Source organism: Vibrio sp. CAU 1672, from assembly GCF_029223195.1.
Taxonomy (GTDB): Bacteria; Pseudomonadota; Gammaproteobacteria; order Enterobacterales; family Vibrionaceae; genus Vibrio.
Map to the genome: position 1 here is coordinate 414692 of NZ_JARHUF010000001.1, position 14538 is coordinate 429229.

Annotated in this window: 13 protein-coding genes; 4 read left to right on the plus strand and 9 right to left on the minus strand. The window is 48.1% G+C overall.

Annotated elements, in window-relative coordinates; genetic code table 11:
• Positions 1-28 precede the first annotated feature (28 nt).
• Both P2G85_RS01815 and P2G85_RS01820 read right to left on the minus strand, forming a co-directional pair.
• On the minus strand, positions 29-418 hold the full coding sequence (locus tag P2G85_RS01815) for a DUF2750 domain-containing protein (protein ID WP_275862391.1): 390 nt from the start codon (positions 416-418) through the stop codon (positions 29-31).
• A gap of 75 nt (positions 419-493) precedes the next feature.
• Positions 494-1399: a manganese-dependent inorganic pyrophosphatase gene (locus P2G85_RS01820; RefSeq protein WP_275862392.1), complete on the minus strand. Its 906-nt coding sequence runs from the start codon at positions 1397-1399 to the stop codon at positions 494-496.
• 196 nt (positions 1400-1595) lie between these two features.
• Here P2G85_RS01820 and P2G85_RS01825 point away from each other — a divergent pair, with 196 nt between their 5' ends.
• Positions 1596-2810, plus strand: a complete 1215-nt coding sequence (locus P2G85_RS01825; RefSeq protein WP_275862393.1) for a putative manganese transporter — start codon at positions 1596-1598, stop codon at positions 2808-2810.
• Positions 2811-2855: 45 nt separating this feature from the next.
• Here P2G85_RS01825 and P2G85_RS01830 read toward each other — a convergent pair whose 3' ends face one another.
• The 4 genes from P2G85_RS01830 to torE all read right to left on the minus strand — a co-directional run bounded on the left by P2G85_RS01830 (position 2856) and on the right by torE (position 8704).
• Positions 2856-4598 carry an alpha-galactosidase gene (locus tag P2G85_RS01830; protein ID WP_275862498.1) on the minus strand — a complete coding sequence of 581 codons (1743 nt, stop codon included), beginning with the start codon at positions 4596-4598 and terminating at the stop codon, positions 2856-2858.
• A gap of 203 nt (positions 4599-4801) precedes the next feature.
• The gene (torA, locus tag P2G85_RS01835) at positions 4802-7264 is read right to left on the minus strand and encodes a trimethylamine-N-oxide reductase TorA (RefSeq protein WP_275862394.1); all 2463 of its coding nucleotides are present in this window, start codon (positions 7262-7264) and stop codon (positions 4802-4804) included.
• A 24-nt stretch (positions 7265-7288) separates the two neighbouring features.
• Positions 7289-8473: a pentaheme c-type cytochrome TorC gene (gene torC / locus P2G85_RS01840; RefSeq protein WP_275862395.1), complete on the minus strand. Its 1185-nt coding sequence runs from the start codon at positions 8471-8473 to the stop codon at positions 7289-7291.
• 51 nt (positions 8474-8524) lie between these two features.
• Complete coding sequence (gene torE, locus P2G85_RS01845; protein ID WP_275862396.1) at positions 8525-8704, minus strand: trimethylamine N-oxide reductase system protein TorE; 180 nt, start codon at positions 8702-8704, stop codon at positions 8525-8527.
• Between the two features lie 475 nt (positions 8705-9179).
• On the opposite strand from torE, the gene P2G85_RS01850 reads away from it, so the two are divergent.
• Complete coding sequence (locus P2G85_RS01850) at positions 9180-9974, plus strand: ABC transporter permease (RefSeq protein WP_275862397.1); 795 nt, start codon at positions 9180-9182, stop codon at positions 9972-9974.
• Positions 9975-10427: 453 nt separating this feature from the next.
• Here P2G85_RS01850 and focA read toward each other — a convergent pair whose 3' ends face one another.
• Together focA and P2G85_RS01860 are read right to left on the minus strand one after the other, a co-directional pair.
• On the minus strand, positions 10428-11270 hold the full coding sequence (focA, locus tag P2G85_RS01855) for a formate transporter FocA (RefSeq protein WP_275862398.1): 843 nt from the start codon (positions 11268-11270) through the stop codon (positions 10428-10430).
• Between the two features lie 222 nt (positions 11271-11492).
• Complete coding sequence (locus P2G85_RS01860; protein WP_275862399.1) at positions 11493-12239, minus strand: DUF726 domain-containing protein; 747 nt, start codon at positions 12237-12239, stop codon at positions 11493-11495.
• Positions 12240-12646: 407 nt separating this feature from the next.
• On the opposite strand from P2G85_RS01860, the gene P2G85_RS01865 reads away from it, so the two are divergent.
• Positions 12647-12883: a TIGR02647 family protein gene (locus tag P2G85_RS01865; RefSeq protein WP_275862400.1), complete on the plus strand. Its 237-nt coding sequence runs from the start codon at positions 12647-12649 to the stop codon at positions 12881-12883.
• A 241-nt stretch (positions 12884-13124) separates the two neighbouring features.
• On the opposite strand, the gene P2G85_RS01870 is transcribed toward P2G85_RS01865, so the two are convergent.
• On the minus strand, positions 13125-13547 hold the full coding sequence (locus tag P2G85_RS01870) for a PACE efflux transporter (protein ID WP_275862401.1): 423 nt from the start codon (positions 13545-13547) through the stop codon (positions 13125-13127).
• 89 nt (positions 13548-13636) lie between these two features.
• Here P2G85_RS01870 and P2G85_RS01875 point away from each other — a divergent pair, with 89 nt between their 5' ends.
• Positions 13637-14533 (plus strand): LysR family transcriptional regulator, encoded by an 897-nt coding sequence (locus P2G85_RS01875; protein WP_275862402.1) that lies wholly within the window; start codon positions 13637-13639, stop codon positions 14531-14533.
• The last annotated feature ends 5 nt before the right edge of the window (positions 14534-14538 follow it).

Consider the following 14538-nt stretch of genomic DNA (forward strand, 5'->3'; position numbering starts at 1 on the left):
GTATTTGTCAGAGCTGAACTCGCAGAAATTAGCGACGGCTCGCTTGCTTACGCAGTTCGAAATCAAACTCGTCCGGGAACAGAACCACACCTTCTTCGTTCTGGTTTGGGAACACCACAACAGATAGCTCATCGTCTTCCAGACCCGAGGTCCAGCGGCTATGCCATTTGTTCAATGAGATCGCTTCCGGCTCACACTCTTCCCACTCCCCAGTCGCCCATTGCTGGGCAAACTCTTGGTTTGGCCAAACCGGGACACAATCGTCGTCTTCGGTGTTTAACATCACGCAGCCGTGCTCATCTTTCAGGATCCACACTTTGCGATTGGCAACGATCTCTTTCACACAGTATTTCAATCGCTGCTCTTCGTTGTAGCGATTAATAGTGTCCATTTGCTCTTGGGTTAATGCTTCAGACATGTTCGTCTCCTGTTTCCCATAGAAAAATGCCCGCCTGATGGCGGGCATTTACAGTATACGCTGGTAATAACGAAATTACGCAAGCTCTGTTTGAAGCCAAGGCCAACCTTGCTTCTTACGGCTTAGCGTATTTTCCATCATTAGCATGCCATCTTGCTCATGCTTAACCAGTTTCTCAGCCCATTCACCTTTGTATAGCAGGCGAGTTTGAGCGGTTGTGATGTCGGTTAGCATAACAGCAGCGAACGCCAGGTTGTCGTTTGCACAACGTGCTTCCAAATCAGCTTCTAGCGCATCGATCATACCGTCAACTTGCTCTAAAGTTGCAAGTTCAACTTGACCTACGACTACATCACGACCGTTGAATGGGTAACCTTTCAGGTCCTTTTCTACTAGCTCAGCTGCAGACAGGCCTTCGATGTTTGTCTTAGCGATCAGGAGATCTTTCGTGAATGCGTCAACATCTGCAACGCCAGCGATTTCAGCCAGTTCAGCCACCGCATCTTTGTCTTTCTGCGTACAAGTTGGTGACGCGAAGCCTACAGTGTCAGACAGGATAGCAGACATCATCAGCTTAGCGATTTTCGCAGAGATTGCGTGACCTTCAATCTTGAACATGTTGAATAGAACGGTGTTGGTACAACCCACCGGCCAGATCCATGCTTCCATTGGGTTTACTGTCATCACGTCACCCAGGCGGTGGTGGTCGACAATACCCGCTACTTCAGCTTCAGCGATGTCGTCTGGTGCTTGGGCTAGATCTGAGTAGTCTACCAGCCAAACTGTTTCACCCGCTACTGAAGTGCGAAGTTCAGGAACTTCTGCGCCAGCTACTTCCAGGATATGCTGAGTTTCACGGTTAATTTCGCCCTGACGAATTGGCATTGCTTCAACGCCACGCGCCTTTAGAAGTTCAGTTGCAACTAGTGCACTGCAAATACTGTCGCTGTCTGGGTTCTTATGACCTACAACTAGAATCATGTTTCTTCCTATTCAAGTCAATTTGATACGCTTCCTAATATTGGTGTGAAACACCGTGGAAGCTGGTTTGCTCACAAAGGCTGATACTTTACCTGATTTGTGAGACTTTGACACCAAGAAAAGTGCGCCACTGTTGAGAATTATTATCATTAACATATAATGATAATAATTCTCACTTGCATTAAATGAGGCATCTATGAACGCACCAAAGAATGTCCACTCCGCAAATCCGCTGTTCCAACCAACACAATTTAGCCTCGCCTACAAACGACTATTACTGCCCGTCATTCTGGTTACCCTATTACTCAATGCAGAAACGCGACAAATCACGGTTGCGGCTTTATCCGATTCGTTCTGGGCAGTGTCCTGTTACGTAGCGGCGACCTTAGCCATCTACCACTACCTGTCAAACTTTATGGCAAACACCAATCGTTTAACGGCCTTGTACCATAGTTCTCGCAACCATCAGGTATGCTTATCGGCACTACTGGGTGCGCTACCCGGTTGCGGAGGCGCTATTGTGGTAGCCACCCAGTTTATTAGTGGCCGTGTTGGGTTTGGGGCAATTGTTGCTGTACTTACCTCTACGATGGGGGATGCGGCCTTTGTGTTATTAGCGGCCGAGCCCGTAACCGGATTTGGTGTAATTGCCCTTGGCATTGTGGTTGGCAGCATTGCCGGCTGGGTGGTAAACAGTTTTCACCCAGATGACTTCTTACGCCCCAAGCAAAATGAAGATGCAACCACACTAAGATGTAACACAGGCGATAGCGACAACCCTTCTCCGCTGGAACGACGCGTGCTCAATCTTCAGGGCACTTTCTGGCAATGGCTGCTTATACCTGCCACATTTATCGCCCTGCTTGGTTCTTTCCAGGTCAACGTTAATCAATTACTGGGGCTAACAGAAAACACCATCGAATGGCTGGGCGCAGCTTTAGCCGTCATCAGCATGTTCTTATGGGCAATGACAAAAGATCTGGATGACTATCAATCCGCGGTATCGGCAGATCATAAGATCCTCGCTTCACATCCAATCCAGAAAGCCGCGCAAGACACTAATTTTGTCAGTGCATGGGTGATCGTCGCTTTCCTTGCATTCGAGTTCACAACTTACTTGCTCGATCCGGACTTAGCCACACTCTTTTCTGGTTTAGAAGGATGGATGCCATTGGTTGGTTTATCTGTGGGTTTGTTTCCGGGATGTGGTCCCCAGATCCTTATCACTAGTTTGTACATCTCAGGTGCAGCGCCTTTATCCGCCCAATTGTCAAACGCCATTGCCAATGATGGTGACGCCTTGTTCCCGATTATTGCGCTGGCTCCTAAAGCCGCAATCGTAGCGACAATTTACTCTGCCATCCCGGCTTTAATTGTCGGTTATGGGTACTTTTTCATATTCGAGTATTAAAACGCAAATCATCGTAAAAGAGCCTCCGCAGAGGCTCTTCATATCTTACATTGCGGTCACGATCGCCCGGGCATTGGCTCCATCGCGTAAGCTGACGGATAACAACTGGCAAGGCTGCTGATTAAGTTTCTCTCCACTCCAGAAATCATACCAGTCGGTCGGCTGGTTGGCCGTCAGGGTAAATTCTTTCGCTTCTTGATTGGCATAATTAAACAGGCAATGCAGGTCGCTTTTTGTTGTCAAGGCCAGAAACGCGTGGTTCAGACTCAGCGCGGTGAATTTTGCCGCTTGCTGGTTGTGGCGCTGGCGCAGGATCAATTTGCTTAAGGTTGTCTTGGCAAACTCCGTTATCTGTGGCAAAGGATCACCGGAGAGCAGCAGTCCGCCACACGCCAGCAGCACACAACGGTGAAACTCATAATCTTCACGGGAGGCCGCCTGATTGGCGAGCGAAGTAAACGTCGCGCAGTCTGGGTCAATTTGCCACAGTTTGCGATGTTGCCAACTGCGGAAAAACGTCTCTTTGGCAATCTGCTCAAAACGGTGACTGTGGCGCTCGACATCATCCGATACCCGCATCGCATCAACCAGGCCCAACGAAGGCCACATCGGAGCATTACACCCGAGTAGCCACGCCTCTCCGGCACCGGCTGCAATCGCCTCCATACCCATCCGGTAAGCCTCTACCCCGGTAACACCTGACTGGTAGCGCTGACCTTTTAACGTCCCCCAGTAGTTAGCGTCCAGTTTAAACAGCTCCACTCCCCAATCATTGCGCATGGTGGCAACAACATGGGTCAAATGCTCCTGCACTTCCGGGTGAGACGTATCGAGAATATACCAGGGCGTGCACCGCCAGCCGCCATACGTCACATCTTCCGCTTTGAGCAGACTGCCGTCAGGATGGCGAACAAACCAGTCCGGATGGTTTTTGAACACGTCCGATTCAGGTTGGGCAATAAACGGAGCCATCCAGATCGCGGGTTTTTTGCCTTTCTCGCGGATTTTGGCGATTAGCTCTTTAACCCCGCCAGAAAACTTATCCGAAGGACTCAGCCAATCGCCCATAAAGGCCTGATAACCGTCATCCAACAGCACCCATTCGAGCTCGGCAAGATGGTCTTGCATGCACTCGACGTTTTCCAGCACATTGTTTTCCGTGACGTCAGCATAATACGCGTACCATGAACACCAGCCTATCGGCGCCTCTTGCGTGACACCGTCACGCGCAGGGTGATGATGTTCAATCAGTTCGGCGTATTCCCGGTACAACTCAGACAGTGATTCTCCGTGCAGCACCACAACCGATTCCAACTGGTTGGTTTGCCAGTCAGTGACCTGCGTCCCCTCCCCGTCAACGGCGGCAGAGACCACCAACTGCTCATTTTGTCGCGTGATATCAAAATAGCCGGCAAACCGGCGACAAGACGTAAAGCCGAGCAAGGTATAACCACTGGCATCTTCGATCGCCAGATAATTGTAATAGCGCTTTGGTGCGTCCTCCGGGTAAATTCGGTACGAAGCATTGTTATCCGGGCATCGTCCGATATCGACCGGTTGCTCAACCGTACCCGAAGTCTGTGCCAGCATTTGAAAGCCATCACCAATCACGGTCGCACTGTGTTCAAACAGAAACGGCATAACGAAAAGCACTTCACGTTCAGTAAAAGTCCGCGGATGAATACCAGTAAAGGCAAAATGTATTTGATTACCGTCGACTTGAGACTGGAAATCAGCGTTGATCAACTGAACTTCAGTGTGATTAGCAAGTTGCAGGGTTGACACCATATATTCACTCATTTGTTTTGGTTCTCTGCTGGCTATTATCCTGATGAGTCCCCCTCCAAATTGTTATCCTGCTCACGATTTTGGGGCGTACTGTTTCCCGCTGCGATTATTGAGAAGTCGCTCACTGATACTTTGCTCAAAAAAATACCAGCCCGGAGGCTGGTATTGATTAAAGCGTATTGTTCAACGAAATGGGCAAAGATTTATGCCACTTCGATTGGACCACCAAATGAGGTCACTGGCGGCACTTTACCGGTAAACTTCTCAAAGTTAACGATACAGGTATTGGCAGATGTTGCCTGTGCCAGTTCTGAAGAGCCAATGTCCTGAGTCAGTGTATTCGGATCACCATAAGTACAGATCGCGCCCTCTTTTTCACTTAACGGACCATACCAGGCACCCTCTTCAATACGAATTACACCACGTGCATAGCTATCAGTCAGCACTGCACCGGCCAGCAACTGACCGCGGTCATTATACACGCGTACCAGATCACCATCTTTGATGCCTTTCTCTTTCGCATCGAGCGGGTTGATGTACACCGGCTCACGGCCTTTTACAGCGTAAGTGGCGCGGAACTCTTCTGACTCACACATTTGCGAGTGCAGACGCTTATCCGGGTGGCAAGACTGAAGCCAGTAAGGATGTTTATCAGAGCCCGGACCACCGTGTGAACGTTCAGTTTTCTCGAACCACATCGGGTGCTCCTGACAATGCTCGTAACCATAGCGGCCGATCTTACGTGACGTGATCTCGATAAAGCCTGATGGCGTACCCAACGGGTTAATCTCAGGATCTTCACGGAAGCTGGCGTGGCGAACCCAAGGCTTACCTTCACCAAAGTCCAGTACGCTCTTCTCCCAAAACTCATTGAATTCCGGCATCTCGAACTTACCTTCGTTAGACTTACGGCAATCGTTGTACAGGCTCTCGATCCATTCCATCTCGCTCATGCCACGAGTGTACTCCTCACGGCGACCGAAACGCTGGGTCAGCTCACTCATGATCTGGAAGTCAGGCTTAGACTGGAACAGTGGATCCACCAGGCGGTGCATTGCAATCAGGCCTTTACTTGAGTAAGAACCGTAAACGTCGATGTCATTACGTTCCCACTGCGTACATGCCGGCAGCACGATATCAGAGAAACGACAGGTTGCCGTCCACGCAAACTCAATCGTAACCACGGTTTGCAGTTGCTTGAACGCTTTTTTCATTCGGTTACGATCTTGGTGGTGGTGCCAAGGGTTACAACCCGAAATCACCATCATCTTGAAGCCCGGAAGCTTCACTTTGCCGCCGTTATAACGGATCTCTTTACCTGGCTCTAACAGACCGTCGATCCAACGCGCAACAGGGATGGTGCGGCTGTAACCGTTAAAGTCATTGTTGTCCCATTTCGGCTTCATACCTTGATCCAGGTTACGCGGGAAGCCGCCAGGGCCGGCAAAGCCTGTTGAAGGTACGCCGATGCTCGAGTAGTGGTGACCGTAAGAGATACCACCACCTGGCAGGCCGATTTGGCCAACCATCGCGGCAACAACGGCTGCTGCCCAGTATGGCTGCTCGCCGTGTTCCTGACGCTGGATACACCAACCCATCAGGATCTGAGTACGGCCGCTGACCAGCATACGGGCAAATTCACGGATCTTGTCGGCTTTCACGCCACAGATCTCAGCAGCCCATTCAGGAGTCTTAACAACTTTGTCTTTAGTCTCACCCTGAACGTACTGGATAAACTCGTCAAAGCCCAGACAGTAAGTCTCAATGAACTTCTTATCGTACAGGTCTTCGTTATATAAAACGTGAGCCACTGCCAGCATGAACGCCACGTCAGTTTGTGGGTTGATGTACAGGTGGTCGTTTTCCAGGTAACGCTGTGTTTTGTTCTTCACCGGATCAACAGAAAGGACATTGATTTCGCCTTTCGCGACTTTTTCTTTCAGCTGCGCAAGGTACTCAAACGATTCATGCGTTTCACAGTTCCAGCCTACCTGCAGGTTCTTCACCGGGTCGTTCGCCCACAGGATAATGTTATCTGCGTTTTCCAGAATTTCAGACCAAGAGGTACCTTGTGCATAAACTTCTGTTGAACCCAGTACATAAGGCAGGATGGTTTGACCGGCACCCGTTGAGTAATCACCCACTTTAGTGATGAAGTTACCATGCATCCCCACCGCACGCTGCATGTGCGCGGTACAGTTGTTAAAGGAACCGGTTTGGTTCCAGCCGGTTTGACCGGCATGCAGTGCCCACGGACCGTATTCTTTCTGCACACGCTCTAGTTCGCGGTAAAACAGATCCAGCGCTTCATCCCAGGTAACACGGATGAAACGGTTGTTACCGCGCGTCTCAGCGCTGTACTTATGCTTTTTCAGCCAGTCCAGGCGCACCATCGGGTAACGGACACGTGACGGGCTGTAGATGATACCTTTAATGCCGTTTAGCATCTCGGTCGGGTTTTTATCCAGCTCGAGCGGTTTGATCTCTTGAACTTTACCCGCATAGATATGGGCGCGGAATGCGCCCCAGTGAGAGCCTGAAACCTTCCAGGTACCTGTGCTCTCAGCCGCGCTTGCAGACGCTGACGCTAATAAGCTAGGACCAATGACTGACGCCGCACTTGTCGTTGCTACGCCTTTAAGAAAACTTCTTCGTGTAATAGCCATTCTAATTACTCCATCCGACGCTTATTAATGGTGACCTTCAGCATAATCTGAAGAGTGTTTCTGCAGATACTTCAGGATAAGTGCTTCACTGTCTGTATCTAGGTTAACGAATGCCATCATACCGTCGAACATACCTGGCCATGTGTTGGCATCAAAGTGTGCTTCGTCTGGCTGAGTATGACAAACTGAACAATTGGTTTTGTACGCTTCCTGAGATTTTTCCCATACCGGAGCGATGTCGTTCAGCATAGATTCTTTCTTGATCCAAACTTTCGCTGACACTTTCTCCCAAGGCAGGCCTGTTAGCTCATCAACTTTTTGCTCACCAGTGGTAACCACATTGCTGTCAGTAGACGCTTCTTTCAACAGTGATGCCACCGCAATGTTCTTACCAAAATCTTCCTGGATTACACGACCAAAGCCTTTCGCTTTACGCCAGCCATCGATTTCAATTTCAGCGTAATCGCCTTTATCGGCAACCACTTTAACCACCGAGGCAGGGTTTAGCAGACCAGCTTCGGTTGCGCCTTGCTCGTCGAAGTAGATTGGTAAGTGACGAACACTTACTAGCTCCTGGCCAACACCGTAATCTGTGTTAGACGTCATACCTTCCAGGTCGCCAACGATACCGCCAATGCTGTCCATGCCCGCAGGCAGGTTGTGGGCAATACCTTTGTGACAATCAACACAGCTTTGATCTTTCTCAGCCGCTTGTTTCATCTGAATTCGAGCCGTTGGAGACATTAACTCAAAGTCCATCGAAGCGTAGTTGTGACAATTCTTACACTCCAGAGATTTGTTGGCTGAGAAACGATCCCATTCGTGTTTTGCCAGCTCGATGCGGCGTTCTTCAAACACGCCTTCTTCACCGTAATTGCCAAATACTTGAGCAAAAACCTCTTTTGAGGCTTGCATCTTACGTGCAATTTTATCGGTCCAGTTGTGGGGTACGTGACAATCCGGACAAGTAGCACGAACACCGGAATGGTTTTTCCAGTGAACCGTATCTTGCAGTTCAACGTAAACGTTATCACGCATGGTGTGACAGCTAATACAGAACTCTTCTGTATTGGTCGCTTCTAAAGCGGTGTTAAAACCACCCCAGAAAATAACACCAGCAATAAAGCCGCCCAGAGTCAGCACTCCAAGGCTGATATGGACAGCTGGGCGCGTCATGGTACGCCACAATTTAAGGATTAATGATTTCATGGTTTGCTCTCTTAAAATCTTTTTCAAAAATGTGGAAATGAGCTAACTAGCTTACATTCCGTGTGCGCCCGGTGGCCCCATAACGAATACTTGAAGCATCCAAACGAGGAACCCGTAACCACCTACGAATGCCACACTAAGAATTGGGAAAAGAACAACCGCGATGAAGAGGAAAGACTTCCACTCCAGAGAGCGTTTTTCACCACGCTCGATTTTATTAACATCACTCATACATTTGCCTATTTTGTATTTAGTGTTTTTGGTTAGCTCCAGTGACTGAGCCTAAGTTTTTTACAATCTCTAATGGAAAATGTTAGACCATACTTTTACTAGGGTTCAATCGATTCCTGCCTTTCAGAGCTTGTTATTCAACACTTTTTTGAGTTCATCCCGAGATGTGTTTGAATGATGTTTTTTATTAAAATTTATTAATAGATATGAAGATTTGCGTCTTTTGCGAAAGTGTTAATAACGCCACATTCGGGCAACATTGCGAGTGAAAAATAGGGTTCAATAATCAATTTTGCGACAGCCATATTTACTCTCCCTTTCTCAAAGCGTTAACCGCGCGTTATCGCGTTGTAGCAAAAGCAGCTTCCTGTTTGGGGACATTGTTAACACAGAATTAGACGCCAAAATACTCACGCGGGATTCATAAATGATCCCCAGTTCGCTAAACTGCCCACATAGCGGGTTAGGAGAACATATGCAAGGTGTAGTAGATATTAGCTGGTTGCAGCTGGCAGGATTCGGGTTCATTTTGTTGGTACCGCTCGCCATTAATGCACGTTATAAGCTGGGGATCGCCAGAGATACGGCCATCAGTGTTTCGCGCATGGCGGTTCAACTGGTTTTAATGGGGATATATCTCGAGTACTTATTTAAGATCAATAGCTTATTAATAAATTCACTCTGGCTCGCCATCATGCTTGCGGTTGGAGCCAGCTCGATTTTGGACAAAGCCAACCTACCCAAACGCCCACTATTCGGGCCGGTAGTCATTGCCCTAAGCTGTGCCATGTTCCCCATACTTGGCGCCATCATTCTTGGTCTGGTGCAGCCGCACCCGTTATACAGTGCGCAATACATGATTCCATTAGCCGGTATGCTTCTGGGTAACAGTTTGAGCAGCAATATTATTGCACTGCAAAACCTGTTTACCGCGTTTGACCAACGCCAACCCGAGTATCACGCTGCTTTATCGCTGGGCGCCTCACCCAGATATGCCTCGTTTCCTTTCATTCAAGAAGCTTTACGAAAGTCGTTGGCCCCGATCATGGCTTCAATGGCCACAACCGGGCTGGTAACGCTACCGGGCATGATGACCGGGCAAATACTCGGAGGCACCAGCCCGATTGTGGCGATCAAATACCAACTGCTCATTATGCTCGCTATTTTTGTGGTACTGACGATTTCCGTGACCATCACCCTGGAACTGACTCTCGCCAGCGTTCAAACCAAAGAAGGGAAAATTAAAATCGCATTTAAGCAGGAACCCTAAAAACGAGCGGTGAAAATTTAACCACCCCGTTCACTATTTTTTCCAATTATTCCAAGTCTTTATAAATACTCACGCGTTTTAAGACAGGTTATCCACAGAAAATGTGGATAAGCACCGCCAAGCAATATGCAACAGTGGATAATGGAAGGCTTAATCTAAAGGTGCAGGATCATTGCCAAGAAACCGTCATGGCAACTTCACAGCAATGAAAAACTTCTTCTCTATGGTCTCACTACGCATTTAAGAAGGTGTTACTGCCATGGAATTACTAGCACTGTAGAAAAACAGGAAGAGCTGTTGGATAACCCACGTGACTGGCTGGTTATAGAGCCAAGTGAGCTCACCTCACACTGGGAGCCCGAGAACATCGGCATTAATTATGAACTGCTCTGAACAAAAAAGGGCAAGTGATCACTCACCTGCCCTTTGCTATTCAATCATACGCTGGTTTAATTAATCACGAAGGTAAATTAGCCAGTACCACATGCCGACAAACACTCCTCCGCCGATAATATTACCCAGCGTCACCGGCAGCAGGTTATTCATTAAAAAGTTACCTAGCGTCAAGTCGGCATAATCAGCGATATTAGCCCCGGTCATTTGCCAAAACTCCGGCGATGCAAAATATTTGATCCCGATCGCCATCGGTACCTGAAACATGTTAGCGATACAGTGCTCAAAGCCTGCCGAAACAAACATGGCCACCGGCAAAATCATCACCGCAATTTTATCAGTTAAGGTACGGCCGCTGAACGTCATCCAAACCGCCACACACACCAGCACATTACACATAATGCCCAGAGCCACTGCAGAGAAAAACGGGTGATGCAACTTATGCTGCGAAATGGCCATCGCGTTTAAACCAACCTGACCATGATCAAACAGGTACTGCCTGGTAAGCAGCATGCACATTACCAACAGCAGAGCCCCGACTAAGTTCCCCAGGTAGACAATTAACCAGTTTTTAACCAAGACCCGCCAGGATATTTTGCCACTGGCTCGTGCAACCAGGGTCAGTACCGAGCTGGTGAACAGCTCTCCGCCGGTCACCACAACCAGGATCAGTCCGAGGCTAAATGCCAGACCACCGATCAGGCGAGTCATCCCCCAGGGAAGATCACCGGCCCCGGTAGTAACAGTGGTATAAAAAACAAACGCAATACCAATATGGATGCCGGCAGATATCGCGAGCAAAAATGATTTGACGGGATCTTTGGTGGCTTTACCAACACCAACCTCAGCTGCGCGTTCTGCAGCCTGAGGCGGTAGAAGTGAATCAAACTGATTGAAGTTCATTAGGAAGTAACATTTAGCAACAATTTAGGTGGCGCGGATAATCGCTCGATTCCCACTTTTTTTCAAGGGCAACAGGCAATGTTTACCAAAAATGTTGTTGATGAGAGGGTAATCGATAAATTACCCATCAGTACGGGGGGAACGAATATATGCTTGACCAACCGGCAAGAACATCTCAGCATTGTTTACCAACCCTGGATGCGAGATAACAAGAGCAAATAACTAAGCCCTTAAAAAGGTGCCAATATATTGTCCCATTGCTTTGGTCTTATATTTCATATGGCCGGCAACAAACTCCGACGTATCATGGTTTCTGATCTGAATCGAAGAATTCTTGATCGCTTTTCTGCCAATCGCCTCCGCAGAAAGCGGTGCTCCCACCCGATAGAGATAGCGCAATACGGAATCCTTAGCTGAATACATATTAAACAGCCTAAGCTTGGGGTTACAACGCGTAATCGCACTCCAGTTCACGTTATGGGCAATAGCACCACCAAATAGATAGACATCATTCACTCGCTCATGTTGTTGGAGTTGATCCAGCGCATGATAGGTCACACGCGCCCCCAGTGAGTGCCCCATAATTACATAATCACCGGCGTTATCATTAATATGCCTGGCCAGAAACTCACCCGCTTTCTCTGTTTTTGCCAGTGCTTTCTTCCATTCAAGTGAAATCGTGGTTACCGCCTGGAGAAAGCTGGTTGATGATACCACCCCGACCGCCGGAGATATGACCCCTCCCGCTAAACTGGTTGCCAGCCGGGTCCCGACAATTTTCAGCGCATTCTTCTTTATGTTGCTGGCAGGCCAATCCAAATGCAAAACCTCCGCGCCATCATAGTTTTTATCAATTACGGACAGCCAATCAGACACATCATTATCGGACTCAGACAGGAAGCCATTAATAACCACCACTGTGACTCCGGCCCCTTTACGGATAGTTCTTAGATTAAATTCTTGTTTCATTACATCCAAACTCACTTTTGCATAATGACAGTCGTCCGGCACTATCACCGGTTATGGAGCATTTCCCCCCACACTGGCGCGTGTTAACCCAAACGGCTTTCATTCTGTAACAGCATATTCTAAAAGAAATCGGCGACTTATATGCAACATTTATTTAATCCTCACCTTTGGTTCTGAAATACCAGCCCCGACAACATGGCAACAGGGTGATATCCCCGAGGCGGGAATGTTCTAACCCCAGATTTAAGGTGAACGGAGTGGCGTGCGCAAAGGCTGCGTTTACCATTGAATAAAATTTCCGCGTTATATCAACCCAATGGCGCCACAGTTAACACTTCTTGGTGATATGTATTGCTCAAGCCTGTGTTTACGTCTAGCTTGGATTAAAAAGCATAAGGAATTTATCTATGAAATATTCTGCAGACCACATTGCTGAACTAAACCTACTTCTTCAATTCGATTTAAGCAGTTCAGCAACCGGTATCAAGGTCCATAAAGAAGCATCTGCAGACATGCAGGCAGCGGTAGCTCGTCTTTACGCCAAACAATTATGTACTCTACCAGACGGGGGGTATTTGACTGACGAAGGTATCGAAGTAGCAGAACATGCCGACAAAATTCTGCGTGTTCTTTCTGCCGAATAATGAATAATCCACATGGCAAGAAAGCCACCGAACCCGGTGGCTTTTTTTAATTTTCAACACATTATTTTGGCACTCAGTGATACCAATCCGGATAAGTCAGTGTTCAGATAATTGCGCAGGATAAATCGTTCAGAACAAAGCGTAGATTTCGGTTAACTAGTGATGCTAATTCACGGACCTACAGCGCAGTTCTCAGCGATATTAACCAACAAGAATAATCATACACTGATGCAGATTAATATTACGCCTTCAGCTTGGCTATTTTCCGGTACGGCTGCACTCTGTCGTAAGCCCAGTTAAAACCGGTTGCATAAAACAGGAAGAACACCAAAAATCCGGCTTCAAGTGCCAGCGCCTGCAACAAGGTGATCTGCAAAAACCAGGCGATCACCGGAATGGTGATAAAGATCAGTCCACCTTCAAAACCAACAGTATGACCGATACGCATCGCTAAGCCTCTCTCTTCTCGGTTCGCGCCAAACCATTTATCAAAGTACAAGTTGTACATGTAGTTCCACACCACGGTGTACAGGCTCAGGCCAATACCCACAATCGCCAGATCGCTTGAACCTTTACCGGTAATGAGGGAAGTCACCGGCACAATAATCGCCAGTGCAATAAGTTCAAATAATACAGCATGAAAAATACGTTCATTACGTGCCATGGTTTTAACCCTAGATAGTTCTACTCAATGGTTGGCATTTTATCTATCATTAAGATAACTAAAAGTTAGATACCATCGGAAAAAGCGATATGTTTACCATTGAGCAACTTCAAGCCTTTGTCATAACCTGCGAAACCGGGTCTTTTTCCGCCGCGGGCAGGAAGCTGGGCAAAGCACAATCTGTCGTTAGCCAACATATCATCAATATGGAAATTGATTGCGGTGTGGAACTGTTCGACCGCCGAGGGCGCTATCCGTTACTGACTGAGCCGGGTAAACAGCTATTGCCCGATGCTCAGGCCTCGCTCGACCAATTCAACCGCTTGTCCAACCGGGCAGCACATTTGGCCAGAACCACGACCAATCAGTTTGTACTGGCGGTTGACGACGGCATGCCACCTGCCTATGTCCCTGAGCTCCTCGCCCGTCTTTCACAGCAGTATCCTCTGCTGCAAATTGGGTGCCTGACCGCTTCGAGCCCGGATATCATCGACTTGGTCGCGTCTGAGCGTGCCACGACGGGCGTAATATTCAGTGAAACATCATTACCCGAACAACTGGATTTCAGTACGCTAGGACACATCGCCTTTGATGTGTTTGTTGCAAAAACTCACCCGTTAGCGCGATCCGATATCCGTCATGTAGATCAGTTCAAACAACATCGGCAGTTAGTCATTCGATCTAAAAGCACACACTTTAGCAGTCTTAATCAAGCGTTTAGCCCTGATATCTGGTACGCTGATAATTACTATTTACTGTTGGAACTGACCAAACAAGGTTTTGGCTGGAGCGTTTTGCCTGTCCACCTGGCCGAACGGCTACCCAACCAGCTTGTCAGTGTCAGTGGTGACTTTGCCGACCTCTCCTGGCATGCCAATATCGATATTATCCAACACCAGAAGTGGCACGCTGACCCTGTTCACCAACAGGCACGCCTCGAATTACAAGCACTGTTTCGCGATAAGCAACGGATTAACATGACTTAACCAAG

Coding starts and splice junctions, on each gene's coding strand:
- torE (WP_275862396.1), bottom strand. CDS start 8,704: ATGAGTGATGTTAATAAAATCGAGCGTGGTGAAAAACGCTCTCTGGAG.
- torA (WP_275862394.1), bottom strand. CDS start 7,264: ATGGCTATTACACGAAGAAGTTTTCTTAAAGGCGTAGCAACGACAAGT.
- P2G85_RS01825 (WP_275862393.1), top strand. CDS start 1,596: ATGAACGCACCAAAGAATGTCCACTCCGCAAATCCGCTGTTCCAACCA.
- P2G85_RS01870 (WP_275862401.1), bottom strand. CDS start 13,547: ATGGCACGTAATGAACGTATTTTTCATGCTGTATTATTTGAACTTATT.
- focA (WP_275862398.1), bottom strand. CDS start 11,270: ATGAACTTCAATCAGTTTGATTCACTTCTACCGCCTCAGGCTGCAGAA.
- P2G85_RS01860 (WP_275862399.1), bottom strand. CDS start 12,239: ATGAAACAAGAATTTAATCTAAGAACTATCCGTAAAGGGGCCGGAGTC.
- P2G85_RS01815 (WP_275862391.1), bottom strand. CDS start 418: ATGTCTGAAGCATTAACCCAAGAGCAAATGGACACTATTAATCGCTAC.
- P2G85_RS01850 (WP_275862397.1), top strand. CDS start 9,180: ATGCAAGGTGTAGTAGATATTAGCTGGTTGCAGCTGGCAGGATTCGGG.
- P2G85_RS01875 (WP_275862402.1), top strand. CDS start 13,637: ATGTTTACCATTGAGCAACTTCAAGCCTTTGTCATAACCTGCGAAACC.
- P2G85_RS01865 (WP_275862400.1), top strand. CDS start 12,647: ATGAAATATTCTGCAGACCACATTGCTGAACTAAACCTACTTCTTCAA.
- P2G85_RS01830 (WP_275862498.1), bottom strand. CDS start 4,598: ATGGTGTCAACCCTGCAACTTGCTAATCACACTGAAGTTCAGTTGATC.
- P2G85_RS01820 (WP_275862392.1), bottom strand. CDS start 1,399: ATGATTCTAGTTGTAGGTCATAAGAACCCAGACAGCGACAGTATTTGC.
- torC (WP_275862395.1), bottom strand. CDS start 8,473: ATGAAATCATTAATCCTTAAATTGTGGCGTACCATGACGCGCCCAGCT.